Here is a 17,192-nt window from a genome sequence, read left to right on the forward strand (position 1 = left end):
GGAGGTTTAAGGCGGGTCACAAAATTTTGTTACTTATAGATTCTTTTCATCGGGAACGTTACTTTATAACATTATGAAACGCACACTCTTTGCCCTCTTGATGGTATTAAGTCCGGCTGTAATGGCACATCCTCACAGCTTCATCGATATGAAAACCGAACTGGTGGCGCAGGATGACACCTTTACCGGATTAAAGATGACCTGGACCATGGATGAGATTACCTCCGCCGATCTGCTTTATGACGCGGGCGAGGCGAAACCAGGCAGCGTGGTGTGGAAGAAGCTGGCGGCAGGCGTGATGGCGAACGTGCTGGGCCAGCACTACTTTTCTGAAATCTGGCACAACCAACAGCGGGTAAAGTTTTTGAATCTGCCAACCGAATACAACCTGTCACGTAACGGCCATAAAGCGGTGCTGGAATTTATTCTGCCGCTGGCGGAACCCCCGAAGCTGACCGGGCAGCGCTTTGAGATCCTGACTTTTGATCCCACCTATTTCGTCGATATGTTCTATGACAATCCCGGTGCGTTAACGCTGCCGACGGCGCTGCAGGCGCGCTGCAAGTTCGCGCTGAACACGCCAAAGCCCAATGATTCACTGAAGCAGTATGCGCTGTCGCTGGATAAAGCCGACGCGCCTGCAGAGGAGATGGATTTAGGCCGCCAGTTTGCCCAGACGGTGATACTGACATGTCAGTAATCTCCACACCATTACGGGCTTCCCGCCTCTGGCCGCTGTGGCTGATGGCGGGCGTGCTGCTGAGCAGCGCATTGCTGGTCTGGCTCTGCTGGCCGCAGATTCTGATGCAGAGCGTATTGTGGCAGAAAGATCTGCATCGGCAGATGACTCAGCTGCTACAGCAGGTTGCGGAGCAGCCCCACCAGGCAGGCATTTCGCTGGTGATATTCAGCCTGCTGTATGGCGTACTGCACGCGCTGGGGCCGGGCCATGGCAAAGTGGTGATCGCGACCTTTCTGGCAACCCATCCCACCAGAGTGAAAACCAGTATCAGGCTGACGCTGCTCGCCTCACTGCTGCAGGGTTCGGTGGCGATTGCCCTGGTGACGGTGATGCTGGTGCTGCTGAAAACGTCATCGCGACAGCTGCATCTCAGCAGTTTCTGGCTGGAGAAGGGCAGTTATCTGCTGGTGATCGGGCTGGGTGTGATGATCGGTTATCGGGCGCTGCGTTCGCTGTGGCGGACATTGCGTCCGCGTCCGGCCCCGGTATTTCGCGCCTTCAAACCTCACCATCAGCATGACGATCAGTGCGGATGCGGACACGCGCATCTTCCGACACCGCAGCAGATGAGCGGCAATCTCAGCGTGAAAACCCAGCTGCTGGTGGTGGTGTCGATGGGATTACGTCCCTGTTCCGGCGCGATTATGATGCTGCTGTTTGCCAAAGTGATTGGTGTCTATGGCTGGGGGGTTATCTCTGCTGCGGTGATGGCGCTGGGCACGGCACTGACCATTTCGGCGATTGGCCTGCTGGTTCAGCAGGCGCGCACGGTGGCGCAACGGCTGGCACAGCCTGGCGTTACCGCAGGCATGACGCGACTGCTGATCCCCGCGCTGGCCTTAACCGGCAGTCTGATTTTAATCGTAGCGGGTATCGCGCTATGGCAGTCAGCGCAGATGACGCTGGGTGGCGGAATTCGACCTTTCTGAATAAAAGCGCAGCGGAAATAAAATTGCCGCTGCGCTCTTCTCTTCGTTAATTATCTCTGAATTCATCTCTTTATTTTTTTCTCTGGCTGGTTTAGTGGTGAAATGACTATTCCCTGTCTACGCTGATAATACCAAAACGGCATTCCGCCGTCGGGATGATAAAAGATCAAGACCGCTTTCTGTTTATTGCGAGGAGTATATTTCATGGCTGATACCCGTATTAATAATGGCTACACCGAAACGCTGGCGACCGGGCCGGCTGGATTGCCGTTAAAACGTATTTCCTGGAGCGCCGTCTTTGCCGGTGTCATTTGTGCGTTGATCGTTCACATTATTCTGACGCTGCTGGGAACCGCCATTGGTGCAACAACCATTGATCCGATGAAAGAACAGAATCCACTCGACGGCCTGGGCACAGGTGCGCTGGTCTGGACTGCCATTGAAATGCTGGTCGCGATGGCTGCAGGTAGTTATGTTGCAGGCCGACTGGCTCAGCGCGAAGGCGCACTGCACGGTTTACTGATGTTTGGCCTTAGCACAATTTTCACTATTTACCTGGCTATTGCGCTGGCGACCAGTGTATTAGGCGGCGCGATGAATATTGTGGGCTCAGGCTTCCAGGCGCTGGGTAGTGGTATTTCCGCCGCTGCGCCATCCGTTACCCAAATGGCAAAAGACAAACTGCAGGAGAGTAATATTAATTTAGATAACCTGCAGAACGAACTGGAAACGACTTTACGCCAGACCGGGAAACCGGAATTACAGCCAGAGAACTTAAAGCAGGATGCAAATAAAGAAGCGCAGAATGCTGAAAACCAGGCTAACAACACCGCAAACCATCCACAGACAGCGGATACTGACCTGGCTAACTGGTTAAAAGGGGTGATGGATCGTCATTCCGATACCCTGCAGGCAGCCGATCGTGATGCGCTGAAAAATATTATCAAAGCGCGCACCGGCAAAAGCGATCAGGAAGTGGATCAGATCGTGGCCAAAACCGAGCAGAGCTATCAGCAGGCGGTTCAGAAGTATCAGGAACTGAAACAGCAGGCTGAACAGAAAGCGCGTGAAGCCGGTGAAAAAGCCGCTGCCGCGACTGCGAAAGCGAGCTGGTATGCCCTGATTCTGCTGATCATCGAAGCGGTGCTGGCAGGCGTGATGGGTATGGTAGGTCGTCGTACTCAGCCTCGTCAGGTGCTGTCACACGAACGTCGTTAATCATCACTGAGTAACAGGCAATAAAAAAGGCGGCTGAGAAGCCGCCTTTTTCTGTACTGAAACTTAGCGTTTTAAGGCTTCGCTCAGCTCATCGCGCATGTTCGACAGCATCGATTTCACCACACGTGGGTTACCCGCGACCAGGTTACCTGACAGCAGATAGCCGTGGTTGCCAGTGAAATCAGTCACCAGACCGCCCGCTTCACGGACCAGCAGTTCACCCGCCGCAAAATCCCACGGCTTCAGGCCAATCTCAAAATAGCCATCTACGCGACCGGCAGCCACATAGGCCAGATCCAGCGCAGCAGAACCGGTGCGGCGGAAGTCAGCACACTGGGTAAAGAGTTTGGTCATGATATTCATGTAAGCCGGCGCGTGCTGCTTCATTTTGAACGGGAAGCCGGTCGCCAGAACGGTGCCATCCAGATCGCGGGCCGTGCTGCCACGCAGACGATAGCCATTCAGCTGAGCGCCCTGACCGCGTGAAGAGGTGAAGAGTTCATTGCGCATTGGATCGTAAACGACGGCGACTTCGGTGCGGCCTTTAATGCGCACAGCGATAGAAACAGCAAAGTGGGGTAAACGTTTGATGAAGTTTGAGGTGCCATCCAGCGGATCGATAACCCATTGAACATCCTGATCTTCGCCCGCCAGTTCACCGCTTTCTTCGCTGATGATGGTATGTTTCGGGTAAGATTTACGAATAATTTCGATAATCAGGCGTTCTGCTTCGCGGTCAACATTAGTTACGAAATCGTTGCTGCCTTTCTGGCTGGCTTCGACGGCGTCCGGGGTTTCATAATATTTGGCAATTAAATTTCCGGCCTTGCGCGCTGCGCGCACGGCAATGTTGAGCATTGGATGCATCGGTATCTCTCGCTGGATGTTAAAGAACGGGGAAAACGGCGCGGAGTATAGCAGCGTGTTCGGTAAATGTCCTGCTTTATGTTAATATTCTCTCTACTGATTTTACTGACCCGTTTCTGAGTATCCCTAATCATGTTGCAAAATATTCGTATCGTGCTGGTCGAGACTTCTCACACCGGTAACATGGGCTCCGTTGCGCGCGCCATGAAAACCATGGGCTTAACCAACCTCTATCTGGTTAATCCGCTGGTCAAGCCTGACTCACAGGCTATCTCACTCGCGGCCGGTGCCAGCGACGTTATCGGCGACGCCAAAATTGTCGACTCGCTGGATGAGGCGATTGCCGGATGCAGTCTGGTGGTCGGCACCAGTGCACGCTCCCGCTCGCTGCCCTGGCCGATGCTGGATGCGCGCGAATGCGGCGTGAAAAGCGTGGAAGAGGGCCAGCAGGCACCGGTTGCGCTGGTATTTGGTCGTGAACGTGTCGGCCTGACCAATGACGAGTTGCAGAAGTGCCACTATCACGTCGCGATTCAGGCAAACCCGGAATACAGCTCGCTGAACCTGGCGATGGCCGTACAGATTATCGCCTATGAAGTGCGCATGGCATGGTTACAGGCGCAGGAGCAGGCCAGCCCGCCGCCGCAGTATGAAGAGTCACCTTATCCGCTGGTGGATGACCTGGAGCGCTTCTATCAGCATATGGAACAGATGATGCTGAACAGCGGCTTTATCCGTGAAGCCAGTCCTGGCCAGGTGATGAGCAAACTGCGTCGACTTTACACCCGTGCCCGCCCGGAACGCGATGAACTGAACATCCTGCGCGGCATGCTTTCGTCGTTTGAAAAGCGAAAAAACGATAAAAAAGAAGCAGATAATAGTTGAGTGAATTACCAGGTTAAATACCTGACTAATTTACCAGGTTAAATAGTTGACCAATTTACTCGGGAATGGCAGACTTCAGAGCATCTGTTGCTAATCCTCCGATAACCGGACGCTATTGAGGTCGTACGCTATGAGACTGACATCCAAAGGACGTTATGCCGTTACTGCAATGCTGGACGTTGCCCTTCACTCCCATGAAGGTCCGGTCCCGCTGGCTGATATTTCAGAGCGTCAGGGCATTTCGCTCTCCTATCTGGAGCAGTTATTCTCCCGATTGCGTAAAAATGAGCTGGTGTCCAGCGTACGTGGTCCGGGCGGCGGTTATCTGTTGGGTAAAGCGTCTAATACCATCTCTGTCGGTGAAGTGATCACCGCCGTTGATGAGTCTGTTGATGCCACCAAATGTCAGGGTAAAGAAGGCTGCCAGGGCGGCGAGCGTTGCCTGACTCACGTGCTGTGGCGCGATCTGAGCGTGCGTATCAGTGACTTCCTGAACAATATTACACTGGCTGAGCTGGTGAATAATCAGGAGATCCTGGATGTAGCCGATCGTCAGAATGCGATTGATAATCGTCGCTTCCAGAGCCCGCGCACGCAGGAAATTAACGTCAACCAACGCGCCTCGTAATCCCCGCTGTTGCGGCCCTTACTGCTAACGCGGTCAGGGCCGAATCTGCTATAAAGACGTATGATTTTTTATACGGAGCTGTAGCGCAATGAAATTACCGATTTACCTGGATTACGCCGCCACCACGCCGGCCGATCCGCGTGTGGCCAGCAAAATGATGCAGTTTCTGACGCTGGATGGCACGTTCGGTAATCCGGCCTCGCGATCGCACCGTTTTGGCTGGCAGTCTGAAGAAGCGGTTGATGTTGCGCGTAATCAGATCGCCGAACTGGTCAATGCCGATCCGCGTGAAATCATCTTTACCTCTGGCGCCACTGAATCCGATAACCTCGCGATTAAAGGTGCAGCTCACGCCCATCAGGCGCGCGGCAAACATATCATCACCAGCCAGACAGAACATAAAGCGGTGCTTGATAGCTGCCAGCAGCTTGAGCGTGAAGGCTTTGCTGTCACTTATCTCACCCCGGCGGCTAACGGCATTATCTCGCCTGACCAGTTGCGTGCGGCGCTGCGCGACGACACGATTTTAGTCACCCTGATGCACGTTAATAATGAAACCGGGGTGATTCAGGATATCGCCGCCTTTGGCGAACTCTGCCGCGAACGTGAGATTCTGTTTCATGTGGATGCGACCCAGAGCGTCGGCAAGCTGCCTATCGATCTCAGCCAGTTACCGGTTGATTTGATGTCCTTTTCTGCCCACAAACTCTATGGCCCGAAAGGCATCGGCGCACTCTATGTACGGCGTAAACCGCGTGTGCAGATTGCTGCGCAGATCCACGGCGGCGGACATGAACGCGGTATGCGATCCGGGACATTGCCGGTGCATCAGATTGTCGGCATGGGCGAGGCGTATCGTATCGCAGCAGAAGAGCGCGAAACCGAGATGGCGCGACTGCAGACTCTGCGCAATCGCCTGTGGCAGGGCATCAGCACACTGCCCGACGTCACCCTCAATGGCGATCTGCAGCAGAGCGCACCGAACATTCTTAACCTCAGTTTTGCTGACGTTGAGGGTGAATCACTGATCATGGCGCTGAAAGATCTGGCGCTCTCTTCCGGCTCGGCCTGCACCTCCGCCAGCCTGGAGCCTTCCTATGTATTGCGGGCGCTGGGCCTGAGTGAAGAGCTGGCGCACAGTTCGCTGCGCTTCTCGCTGGGACGCTTCACTACCGAGGAAGAGATCGACTACGCCATTGCCCTGGTGCAGAAATCAGTGACCCGTCTGCGGGCCTTAATGAAATCCTGATATCCGGTCATAGTCCGGAAATTGCGCCTATATTTGCACTTCGCTGGCAACACCTGACGGAATCTGTTATCAGGTCTCTCTGCGAATTATATTTAACATCTTATTAAAGCCGTTATAACAATCAGGCTGGATGAAACAGATAACGATTATGGAGCTTTTCGATGACCACACAACCCATGAATATTACGCTTAGCAGCCAGCCCGCCGATGCGCGCTGGGGCGAAAAAGCGATTCTCAGCAGCAACGACAGCGGCATGACACTGCATCTGACCGGCGCGGATGCGCTGAATATCATTCAGCGTGCGGCTCACAAAATCGACAGCCAGGGGATCCGCCATGTGGCGCTGACCGGCGAAGGCTGGCACCTTGAGCAGTGCTGGGCATTCTGGCAGGGCTTCCGTGGTCCGAAAGGCCAGCGTCAGGTTGAGTGGCCGGCGCTGGGCGAACATGAGCAGGCGGAGTTTGATCGCCGTCTGAAAATTATCGACTGGGTTCGCAACGTTATTAACCTGCCCGCGGAAGATCTGGGGCCGGAACAGCTGGCGCACAATGCAGTCGATCTGATCAGTGAAGTGGGTGGCAGCGCCGTCAGCTATCGCATCACCAAAGGCGACGATCTGCGGGTACAGGGGTATATGGGCCTGCACACTGTTGGACGCGGTTCAAATCGTCCGCCGGTATTTCTGGCACTCGATTACAACCCGATCGGCGACGACGATGCCCCGGTCTACGCCTGTCTGGTCGGTAAAGGCATTACCTTTGATACCGGTGGCTACAGCCTGAAGCAGAGCAGCTTCATGGACTCAATGAAATCTGACATGGGCGGCGCGGCGACCGTCACCGGCGCGCTGGCCATGGCGATTTCGCGCGGTCTTAACAAGCGCGTGAAACTCTACCTCTGCTGTGCCGATAACATGGTCAGCAGCAACGCCTTTAAACTGGGCGACATCATTCGCTATCGCAACGGTAAATCGGTGGAAGTGATGAACACCGATGCGGAAGGGCGTCTGGTCCTGGCCGACGGTTTAATCGACGCCAGCGAGCAGAACCCGACGATGATCATCGATGCTGCGACGCTGACCGGTGCGGCCAAGACGGCGCTGGGCAACGATTACCATGCGCTGTTTACCTTTGATGATGTGATGGCACATTCGCTGATGGGCAGCGCGGTGAGTGAGAACGAACCTTTCTGGCGTCTGCCGCTGGCCGAATTCCATCGCAGCCATCTGCCGTCTAACTTCGCCGATCTCAATAACATCGCCAGCCCGTCACATGCGGCGGGTGCCAGTAGCGCGGCAGCGTTCCTGTCACACTTCGTCAGTAACTATCAGCAGGGCTGGCTGCACATCGACTGCTCCGCGACCTATCGCAAAGGCGCAGTTGACCAGTGGGCGGCGGGTGCAACAGGTCTTGGCGTGCGTACCCTCGCCAATCTGTTACTGAAATAAGCCGATCTCAGCGGTGGCTGATGCTGCCGCTGTTCAAAGGAAAACTATGAACCGTCTTGAAGAGGTGCTGAAGCTGGCGGCCACTGAGCCTGCCCATCGGCCCGAATTTTTTCAGCTGCTGCTGGAATCTGATGCGTGGGTGCCAGGTGAAAGCACCACGCAACAGCTTGATGCCAGCACGCCCGTTGATCTGCAGCACTGGGAAAAAGAGGATGGCAGCAGCATCATTCCTTTTTTCACGTCAGAAGAGGCGATGAGTGAAGCGGTGAGCGGTGAGCAGTCCTGGCTGCGTCTGCCGGTACGAACGCTGTTTGAGATTACACGTGGCGAGACGCTGTTTCTCAATCCCAAACTGCCTTCCGGTAAAGAGTTTACTGCGGCCGAGATCACCCATCTGCTGGCTGAAGAGGGCAGTGCACTAAGCCAGCAAACCGTGCTGGAAGGCGGACAGTCACTATTGCTGTCTGAGGTGGCTGAACCCCCTGCGCAGATGATCGACTCACTGACTCAGCTCTTCAGCAAGCATAAGCAGGTGCGTCGCGCGTTTATCGCCAGTATCCGTGAGCGGGCTGACGAAGCGCCCAATCTGCTGATTGGCATTGAAGCGGACAGCAATATTGAGACGATCATTCAGGCGGCGGGCAGCGTGGCAACCGATACGCTGCCGGACGATGCGCCGGTTGATATCTGTGAGGTGACGCTGAACGATCGCGGCATCAGCCACTTCTTTACCGCCCATATCACGCCATTCTATGAGCGTCGCTGGGGCAGTTTCCTGCGGGACTTCAAGGGCAGTGAGCGGATTATCTGAGACAACAAAGTAAACAGGCGGCTCATGGGCCGCCTGTTTTTTATTTCGCGATAGGTAAGTCGTCGCGACTGCCCCATTCGCCCCAGGATCCGTCATACAGCGTGACATCCCGTGCGCCCAGCGCCGTCAGCGCCAGAATCACCACCACCGCCGTCACGCCTGAGCCACAGCTGGCGACCACCGGTTGGGTAATATCGACGCCCGCATCGGCAAACAGCGTCTGAAGTTCCGCCTCCGGCTTGAGTTTTCCCTGTTCAACCAGGCTGTTCCACGGCACGTTCAGGCTGTTGGGAATGTGTCCGCGATGCAATCCGGGACGCGGCTCATCCACTTCGGCGTTAAAGCGATTGGCAGGACGCGCATCAATAATCTGTGCGCCGCCTTCATGGCTGATCAGCAGTACGTCCGTCAGGCGTTTCACCCGGCTTTCATCTGCGTGGGCCTCAAACTCACCTTCCGGCAGATTCACTTCGCCGGTTGCCAGCGCAAAACCAGCTTCTTTCCAGCCCTGCAAGCCCCCGGCCAGAATCGACACCTGAGCCACACCAAAGGTTTTCAGCATCCACCAGGCGCGTGGCGCAGAAAAGAGATTACCCTCGTCATACACCACCAGGTGCTTATCACTGCTGACACCCAGTTCACGCATCGCGACGGCAAAACTTTCGGCGCGGGGCAGCATATGGGGGTAAGGGCTGGTGTGATCGGAAAGCGCTTCAATATCGAAGTAAGGGGCGTCGGGTAAATGACCCGCCAGATATTCGGCCTGGATATCGCGAACCGCTTCCATACCGGGTGGCAACAACCGTGCATCCAGCACCTGAAGCCGCTCATCGTTGTAGTGCTCTTGTAACCAGTCGGCGGACACAAACAGTGGCGTCGTCATAACAACCTCATCTCAGCAATCTGTCATACCAGTGTCAGGGAATGTGCGCACCATCTCAAGAGAAGCGTTGATTAAATGCGAGCATTGATATGAAATTGCGCTGCGTAATCAAACGACACTCCCTGCGTCCCGGTGAAGGAACTACCATGAAGAAACGCAATACCCGGCTGCTGCTCAGCATGCTGATCGGTGGTTCGCTGCTGTCAGCGACCCTGTTACCTGTTTTGCCTCTCCAGGCGGCAGAAGCACCCGCAACCTCCCAGGTCAGCAAACCGCTGACGATTATCGATCTCTCGGAACTGCAGATCGATAATGCCGCTGCGCTGGTCTTAACCTTCAGTCAGCCGCTTGATGATAAACAGGATATCGCGCAAAAAGTCAGGCTGACCGACGATAAACAGGGCCGGGTGGATGGCGGCTGGGAGCTTTCCGCTAACCGCAAAACGTTGCGCTTCCGCCATCCCGAGCCGTCACGTCACTTCACCGTCACGGTGGATGCGGGACTGCGCGCGGCCAGCGGAGAGACGCTTGCCGCCGATTACAGTCAGAAAATCGCCACCCGTGATATCCAGCCGATGGTGGGCTTTGCCAGTCGCGGTTCACTGCTGCCGCTGCGTATCACCCAGGGACTGCCGGTGCTGGCGCTGAATGTTGACCAGGTCGATGTCGATTTCTTCCGGATAAAGAATGCCGGCCTGGCGGAATTTCTCTCGCAGTGGAATTACGGCAACAACCTCTCAAGCTGGCAGTCGCAGGAGCTGCTGAAAAGCAGCCAGCTGGTCTATAGCGGACGCTTTGAGCTCAACCCGGCGCGTAACACGCGTGAAAAACTGCAGCTACCGATGCGTGACATTACCGTACTTCAGCAGCCGGGCGTCTATCTGGCGGTGATGAAGCAGGCCGGTACTTATCGCTACAGCCAGCCCGCCACGCTTTTCACCCTCAGCGATATTGGCCTGTCACTGCATCGCTTCCCGACCCGGTTTGAACTGTTCGCCCAGAGTCTGGCAGACGGTCAGCCGCTTTCCGGGGTCAGCGTCAGGTTACTGGATGAGAAGGGGCAGGTGCTGCAAAGCGGTACCAGTGACAGCACCGGTCATCTGAGCCTCAAGGCGGATGAAAAAGGCAAGCTCCTGCTGGCAATTCAGGGAGAACAGACCTCAATGATCGACCTGGCGCGTCCGGCGCTGGATCTCGCTGAATTCCCGGTCGCGGGGCCGCAGGGCTATGACAAACAGCTGTTTGTTTTTGGTCCGCGCGATATCTATCGTCCTGGCGAAACGGTCATCGTGAATGCGCTGCTTCGCGATGCCGACGGACACCCCTTGCCCGCGCAGCCGATCAAAGCGGAGCTGGTGCAGCCCGATGGCCAGGTGATGCGGACTTTTGTCTGGCAGCCTGAAGCGGGATTCTACCAGCAGCGACTGGCGCTGTCCGCGTCGGCCATGACCGGCGACTGGATGTTGCGACTGAATACCGGCGATAACCTCAAGCGAGAGTGGAAGTTTCACGTCGAAGATTTTCTGCCGGAGCGTATGGCGTTAACCCTGAAAAATGACCCTCAGCCACAGGCCGCTGATGCCAGTGTTGAGTTCGGTATTGAGGGGCGCTATCTCTATGGCGCCCCAGCAGCAGGTAACACGCTACAGGGTCAACTCTATCTGCGACCGGCACGCGAGGCGGTGACTGCACTGCCAGGCTACCAGTTTGGTGACATCACCGAAGAGGGGTTAAAGCGCACGCTGGATGAGGTGGATCTCAAGCTCGATGCCAGCGGTAAAGCAGAACTCACGGTAGAAAATCAGTGGGATCAGCTCCACTCTCCGCTCAATCTGATCCTGCAGGCCAGCCTGCTGGAAACCGGCGGACGTCCGGTCACCCGTCGTGCCACCCAGGCCATCTGGCCCGCTGAAGCGCTGCCGGGTATCCGGCCGCTGTTTGGTAACAAGGCGGTTTATGACTACCGCAGTGACAGCTATCACGATGAGCCGACCGTGCCGGAACAGAGCCTGGCCGAATTCGACATTGTCTATGCCAACAGTCAGGGCAAAAAACTGGCGGCAGAGAAGCTGGATGTTCGCCTGATCCGTGAACGCCATGATTACTACTGGAGCTTCTCTGACAGCGAAGGCTGGCAGTCGCAGTATAGCGACAAGGATCTGCAGGAAGATGAACGCGCCATCTCTGTCCCGGCTGATGGCAGCACCAAAGTCAGCTTCCCGGTCGAGTGGGGCCACTACCGGCTGGAAGTGCAGGCGGGCGAGAAGATCGTCAGCAGCGTCCGATTCCAGGCGGGTTATGACTGGCAGGATAACACCAACGGCACGGGGGCATTGCGCCCGGATCAGGTCAGACTGAAGCTGGATAAAGCCGCTTACCAGCCGGGCGATACCGTGCATCTGCAGGTTGAGTCACCGGCGGCCGGTAAAGGTTACCTGATGGTGGAGTCGAGCAGCGGCACGCTCTGGTGGCAGCCACTGACCGTACCTAAGGGCGGCACAACGGTGGATGTCCCTGTTGCTGAGAGCTGGCAGCGTCACGATCTCTACTTCAGCGCCATCGTGGTGCGAGACGGCGATAAGGTCAGTGGCGCAACGCCAAAACGCGCGGTGGGGCTGTTGCATCTGCCGATGGCGACGGAGGCGCGCCGCTTAAATCTGACGCTGGATGCGCCCGATAAAATCCGTCCTGAGCAACGCCTGACGGTAAAAGTCCACGCCAGTCGTGATGGCGGCCCGCTGCCTGAAAAAGTGAATGTACTGCTGTCAGCAGTGGACAGCGGCGTTCTGAGCGTCACGGATTATAAAACCCCCGATCCGTGGCAGGCGTTCTTTGGCCGTAAACGCTATAACGTCGATCAGTACGACGTCTTTGGCCAGCTGATCGAAGGCGGTGGCCGGCTCGCGGCACTGCGTTTTGGTGGTGATGGCGAGGATGAATCGATGACGCGCGGCGGCAAAAAGCCGGTGACGCACGTCAATATCGTGGCGCAGCAGTTACAGGCGGTGACGCTGGATAAAGAGGGCAACGGATCGATTACGCTGCCGATCCCGGCCTTTAACGGTGAACTGCGGCTGATGACCCAGGCATGGAGCGACGACAGCTTCGGCGCGGCCGAACGTAAACTGGTGGTTGCGGCACCGCTGATCAGCGAACTGGCCACCCCGCGCTTCCTTGCCAGCGGCGATACAGCCTCACTGGCGCTGGATCTCACTAACCTGACCGATCTGCCGCAAACCCTGAACGTGGATCTGAGCAGCAGTGGCTTAGTGGATCTGGCCGGGGCTGCCAGCCAGAGCGTGACGCTGGCCAAAGGCGCACGTACCACACTTCAGATTCCGGTCACGGCGAAAGCCGGCTTTGGTGATGGCGAGGTCGCCGTACAGATTTCCGGTCTGAACCTGCCGGGCGAGCAGGTGAAGCCCAGCAAACAGCAGTGGAAAATCGGCGTCAGGCCACCTTATCCGGCCCGGACGCTGAATTTCGATGCCGTCATCAATCCCGATCAGCCCTGGCAGGTCGCGGCAGCCGCGTTTACCGGGTTGGATGCTCAGACCCTGAGTGGACAACTGACGCTGAGCAATCGTCCGCCGCTCAATATCGCCAGCTATATCAGTGCGCTTTATGCCTATCCCTACGGCTGTCTGGAACAGACCACCAGCGGCCTCTGGCCGTCGCTCTATACCAGCCATGCCGAGCTGACTGCGATGGGGATAAAAACCAGCAGTGATGAGTCGCGCCGGGCCGCCGTCGACACCGGCATTGCCCGTCTGGCGGGCATGCAGCGGGCCAACGGTAGCTTCGGGCTGTGGGACAAACAGAGTGAGGAGGAGTTCTGGCTGACGCCTTACGTGACCGATTTCCTGCTTCGCGCCAGCGAGGCGGGCTATGCGCTGCCGGATAATGTAGTTGACCGCGCTAACGCACGGCTGCTGCGCTATCTGCAGGATCCCGCGCAGATCAGCGGCGGCGGCAGTGATAACAACGCCGCGCTGCAGTTCAGCGTGCAGGCTTACGCCGGACTGGTGCTGGCGCGTCAGCAGCGTGCGCCGCTGGGTGCGCTGCGCGCCTTGTATGAAAAGCGTGAGAAGGCCCGCTCCGGTCTGGCGCTGATGCAGCTTGGCGTGGCGCTGAAGCTGATGGGTGACGGGCAGCGCGCATCGCTTGCGATCATGCAGGGTGCCAGTCTGACGCGCTCAGATAAAGAGTGGTATGGCGACTATGGCAGCACGGTGCGCGATGAGGGGATGATGATATCCCTGTTAGCAGAGAATAAGCTGCAGCCCGATCTACAGAATAGTCTGCTGCTGTCGCTGTCAAAAGAGGTCAACGGCAAGCGCTGGTTCTCGACTCAGGAGAATAACGCGCTCTATTTAGCGGCGCATACGCTGCAGCGTGCGCAGGGCGGAAGCTGGCAGGCGCAACTGTCGGGCAATGCACAGCCTCTGCAGGGTGATGCGCCACTGAATAAAGGGCTGGGGGCTGAACGACTGTTGCAGGGCTTAGCCATCAGTAATCCGGGCAGTGCGCCGCTGTATGGTCGTCTGGATGTCACCGGTTATCCGCTGGCCGCGCCACAGCCGGAGAGCAATGTGCTCGGGATAAAGCGTGAATACCTTACGCTGGATGGCAAAGCCGCCGATCTCAGCAATCTGCGCAGCGGCGAGTTGCTGGTGGTGCGTCTGACAGTTTCGTCGAAGCGCAGCATCACCGATGCGCTGGTGGTGGATCTGCTGCCTGCCGGTCTGGAGCTGGAAAACCAGAACCTGGCAGACAGCAGCGCCAGCCTCGGCGACAGTGCGGATGCGCTGAAGGAGAGCATGGGTGACATGCAGCAGGCTGACATCAGACACATTGAGTTCCGTGACGATCGCTTTGTGGCGGCACTGGCGGTAGATACTTATCGTCCCGCGACGCTGGTCTACCTGGCGCGGGCGGTCACACCGGGTCGCTATCTGATGCCACCACCGCAGGTCGAGTCGATGTATGTGCCGGAGTGGCGCGCCACCGGCAGCACGCCGTCACAGTTGCAAATTCAGTAAGTGACGCGACGCGTGGTAAACGTCAGCAGCATCAAAAAGCGGTGGCTCGCGCTGCCGCTTTTTTTTCTGGCGCTGTGGCTGGCGACATGGGGACTGGATCGGCTTTTCCCGTTGCCGCTTAAACAGGTGCAGCCTGCGCGGGTGGTTGTTGCCAGCGACGGTACACCATTGTGGCGCTTTGCTGACAGCAAGGGGATCTGGCGCTATCCGGTCACGCCAGAGGAGGTGGCTCCGGCCTATCTGCAGGCGCTGCTGACCTACGAAGATCGCTGGTTCTGGTATCACCCCGGCATCAATCCCCTGGCTCTGCTGCGCGCCGCCTGGCAGGATCTGCGCCATCAGAGCGTGATTTCCGGAGGCAGCACGCTGACCATGCAGGTGGCACGCCTTATCGACCCGCAACCCCGGACGCTGCGCGGCAAGCTGATTCAGGCGTGGCGGGCGCTGCAGCTGGAGTGGCATCTTTCCAAACGAGACATCCTGACGCTCTATCTTAACCGTGCGCCCTTTGGCGGCACGCTGGAAGGGGTGGGCGCGGCCAGCTGGAGCTGGCTGGGAAAAGCCCCGTCACAGCTGACGCCGGGCGAGGCGGCGCTGCTGGCCGTTTTGCCGCAGGCACCCAGCCGTCTGCGACCCGATCGCTGGCCGGAGCGGGCAGAAGCCGCACGCAACAAAGTGCTGGATCGGCTGGCGGAATACCGCATCTGGTCCGCTGAACAGGTGGCGGAAATCCGTCAGGAGCCGGTGTGGCTGCCGCCGCGCCAGATGCCACAGATGGCGCCGCTGCTGGCCCGGCGACTGCTGTCGATCAGCCACAGCGATAAGATTGTCTCTACGCTTGACCCCTCACTGCAGCGCGAACTGGAAAGCCTGGCGCTGAATGTTAAAAATCAGCTTCCTCCACGCACCTCGCTGGCGATGCTGGTGGTGGATCACACCACCATGGCGGTTCGCGGCTATGTCGGCTCGGCTGATTTTACCGATGACAGCCGTTTTGGCCATGTGGATATGATCGCCAGCGTGCGTTCGCCAGGCTCGGTGTTAAAACCCTTTATTTACGGCATGGCGCTGGATGAGGGGCTGATTCATGCTGAATCACTGCTGCAGGATGTGCCGCGTCGCTTTGGTGATTACCGGCCAGGCAACTTCGATACCGGATTTCACGGGCCGGTCAGCGCCAGTGACGCACTGGTGCGGTCGCTGAATCTGCCTGCGGTGCAGCTTCTGGAGGCGCTGGGACCGAAAAACGTTGCAGCGCGCCTGCGCAATGTCGGTCTGAACTTACGTTTCCCCCCCGGCGCTGAACCTAATCTTTCCCTGATTCTCGGCGGCACCGGAGCGCGCATGGATGAGATCGTGGCTGCCTACAGCGCCTTTGCCCGCCACGGCAACGCCGGCCAGCTGCGCTGGATGCCCGATCAACCTTTACAGCAGCGGCCGCTGCTTTCGCCTGAGTCGGCGTGGATCATCCGGCGTATCCTGGCCGGGGAAGCGCAGCCCGCGGGCAATGGCAGCGTACCCGATGTGGTGCCACTGGCCTGGAAAACCGGCACCAGTTATGGCTACCGCGACGCCTGGTCGGTGGGGATCAATCCCCGTTATCTGATTGGCGTCTGGGTCGGAAGACCGGATGCGACGCCGGTTGCCGGGCAGTTTGGTTTTGCCTCTGCCGTGCCCGTCATGAATCAGATCAACAGCCTGCTGATGAGTCGCCTCGGCAGACGTGACGTTCCGGGCGATCCGCGGCCGGCCTCGGTGACGGTGGCGACCATTTGCTGGCCTGGCGGTCAGCCGTTGCCCGCCGGAGACGAAAACTGTCGCCAGCGGCGGCAAAGCTGGGTTGCCGCCGACACGCTGCCGCCTACATTGCTGGCTCCCGGTCAGGAGAGCCTCAGCGGATTACGCCTGGGCTACTGGCAGAATGCGCAGGGACTGCGCGTCGCAGCAGACTGCCCCGACGCCACCCGCCATGAACGGCTGGTCTGGCCGCTGCCGCTGGAGGCCTGGCTGCCGCCTCAGGAGCGGCGGGCGCAACGTCTGCCCCCTGTCGATGCCCGGTGTCCGCCGTTACAGCAGGGCAGCAGCGCACCGCTGATCGTTACCGGCGTGATTGAGGGGCAAATTGTCAGACCGCTGCCGGGCAGGAGCGCGCTGACAATGCCGGTCGCGGTGCAGGGAGGGCAGGGCACACAGCGCTGGTGGTTCCTGAATGGTGAGCCTCTGATGACGCAGAACGCCGCAGACAGCCTGTCGCTGCAGCTCGATCATCCGGGCGAGTATCAGCTGGTGGTGATGGATGAAGAGGGGCAACTTGTCTCGGTCACCTTCAGCCGGGGCTGACGCTTTTTTGCGCTAAATCATAACTATGGCGCGTCTGCTTCGACTCAGATCAAGATTTTTCATCAAATTAGGGATCTCTGATAGGCAATGCCGGACTCAGCCCCTATAATCGGCGCCTTTTCTTAACCGGGGCGGACGCCACCGGTTTCT

At 57.7% G+C, this 17,192-nt stretch carries 12 protein-coding genes; 10 read left to right on the forward strand and 2 right to left on the reverse strand.

Annotation, left to right across the window (positions count from 1 at the left end):
• Positions 1-73 precede the first annotated feature (73 nt).
• The 3 genes from OK412_RS00400 (at position 74) to OK412_RS00410 (ending at position 2,889) form a co-directional block, all read left to right on the forward strand.
• Complete coding sequence (locus OK412_RS00400; RefSeq protein ID WP_010257608.1) at positions 74-700, forward strand: DUF1007 family protein; 627 nt, start codon at positions 74-76, stop codon at positions 698-700.
• Complete coding sequence (locus OK412_RS00405; protein WP_264352567.1) at positions 691-1,671, forward strand: nickel/cobalt transporter; 981 nt, start codon at positions 691-693, stop codon at positions 1,669-1,671. The genes OK412_RS00400 and OK412_RS00405 overlap by 10 nt, the downstream gene beginning before the upstream one ends.
• 204 nt (positions 1,672-1,875) lie before the next feature.
• Positions 1,876-2,889, forward strand: coding sequence for a TIGR04086 family membrane protein (locus OK412_RS00410; RefSeq protein WP_010257601.1), 1,014 nt, complete (start codon positions 1,876-1,878; stop codon positions 2,887-2,889).
• A gap of 63 nt (positions 2,890-2,952) precedes the next feature.
• Here OK412_RS00410 and suhB read toward each other — a convergent pair whose 3' ends face one another.
• Positions 2,953-3,756 (reverse strand): inositol-1-monophosphatase, encoded by an 804-nt coding sequence (suhB, locus tag OK412_RS00415; protein WP_115387264.1) that lies wholly within the window; start codon positions 3,754-3,756, stop codon positions 2,953-2,955.
• Positions 3,757-3,888: 132 nt separating this feature from the next.
• Here suhB and trmJ point away from each other — a divergent pair, with 132 nt between their 5' ends.
• The 5 genes from trmJ to sseB all read left to right on the forward strand — a co-directional run bounded on the left by trmJ (position 3,889) and on the right by sseB (position 8,777).
• Positions 3,889-4,641 (forward strand): tRNA (cytosine(32)/uridine(32)-2'-O)-methyltransferase TrmJ, encoded by a 753-nt coding sequence (trmJ, locus tag OK412_RS00420; protein ID WP_039389621.1) that lies wholly within the window; start codon positions 3,889-3,891, stop codon positions 4,639-4,641.
• A gap of 130 nt (positions 4,642-4,771) precedes the next feature.
• Entirely contained in the window at positions 4,772-5,269 is a 498-nt protein-coding gene (iscR, locus tag OK412_RS00425; RefSeq protein ID WP_010257591.1) for a Fe-S cluster assembly transcriptional regulator IscR, read from the forward strand.
• An 88-nt stretch (positions 5,270-5,357) separates the two neighbouring features.
• Positions 5,358-6,518 carry an IscS subfamily cysteine desulfurase gene (locus tag OK412_RS00430; protein WP_010671315.1) on the forward strand — a complete coding sequence of 387 codons (1,161 nt, stop codon included), beginning with the start codon at positions 5,358-5,360 and terminating at the stop codon, positions 6,516-6,518.
• Between the two features lie 161 nt (positions 6,519-6,679).
• Entirely contained in the window at positions 6,680-7,966 is a 1,287-nt protein-coding gene (gene pepB, locus OK412_RS00435) for an aminopeptidase PepB (protein ID WP_264352568.1), read from the forward strand.
• Between the two features lie 46 nt (positions 7,967-8,012).
• Positions 8,013-8,777: an enhanced serine sensitivity protein SseB gene (sseB, locus tag OK412_RS00440; protein WP_010257582.1), complete on the forward strand. Its 765-nt coding sequence runs from the start codon at positions 8,013-8,015 to the stop codon at positions 8,775-8,777.
• Positions 8,778-8,817: 40 nt separating this feature from the next.
• Here the strand turns inward: sseB and sseA are convergent, their stop codons facing one another.
• Complete coding sequence (sseA, locus tag OK412_RS00445) at positions 8,818-9,660, reverse strand: 3-mercaptopyruvate sulfurtransferase (protein ID WP_010257579.1); 843 nt, start codon at positions 9,658-9,660, stop codon at positions 8,818-8,820.
• A 146-nt stretch (positions 9,661-9,806) separates the two neighbouring features.
• Between sseA and OK412_RS00450 the strand changes: the two genes are divergently transcribed.
• Both OK412_RS00450 and pbpC read left to right on the forward strand, forming a co-directional pair.
• Positions 9,807-14,702 (forward strand): alpha-2-macroglobulin family protein, encoded by a 4,896-nt coding sequence (locus OK412_RS00450; RefSeq protein WP_264352569.1) that lies wholly within the window; start codon positions 9,807-9,809, stop codon positions 14,700-14,702.
• Positions 14,703-17,042, forward strand: coding sequence for a peptidoglycan glycosyltransferase PbpC (pbpC, locus tag OK412_RS00455; RefSeq protein ID WP_264352570.1), 2,340 nt, complete (start codon positions 14,703-14,705; stop codon positions 17,040-17,042).
• Positions 17,043-17,192 lie beyond the last annotated feature (150 nt).

The organism is Pantoea sp. JV6, from assembly GCF_025910055.1.
GTDB lineage: Bacteria > Pseudomonadota > Gammaproteobacteria > Enterobacterales > Enterobacteriaceae > Pantoea > Pantoea agglomerans.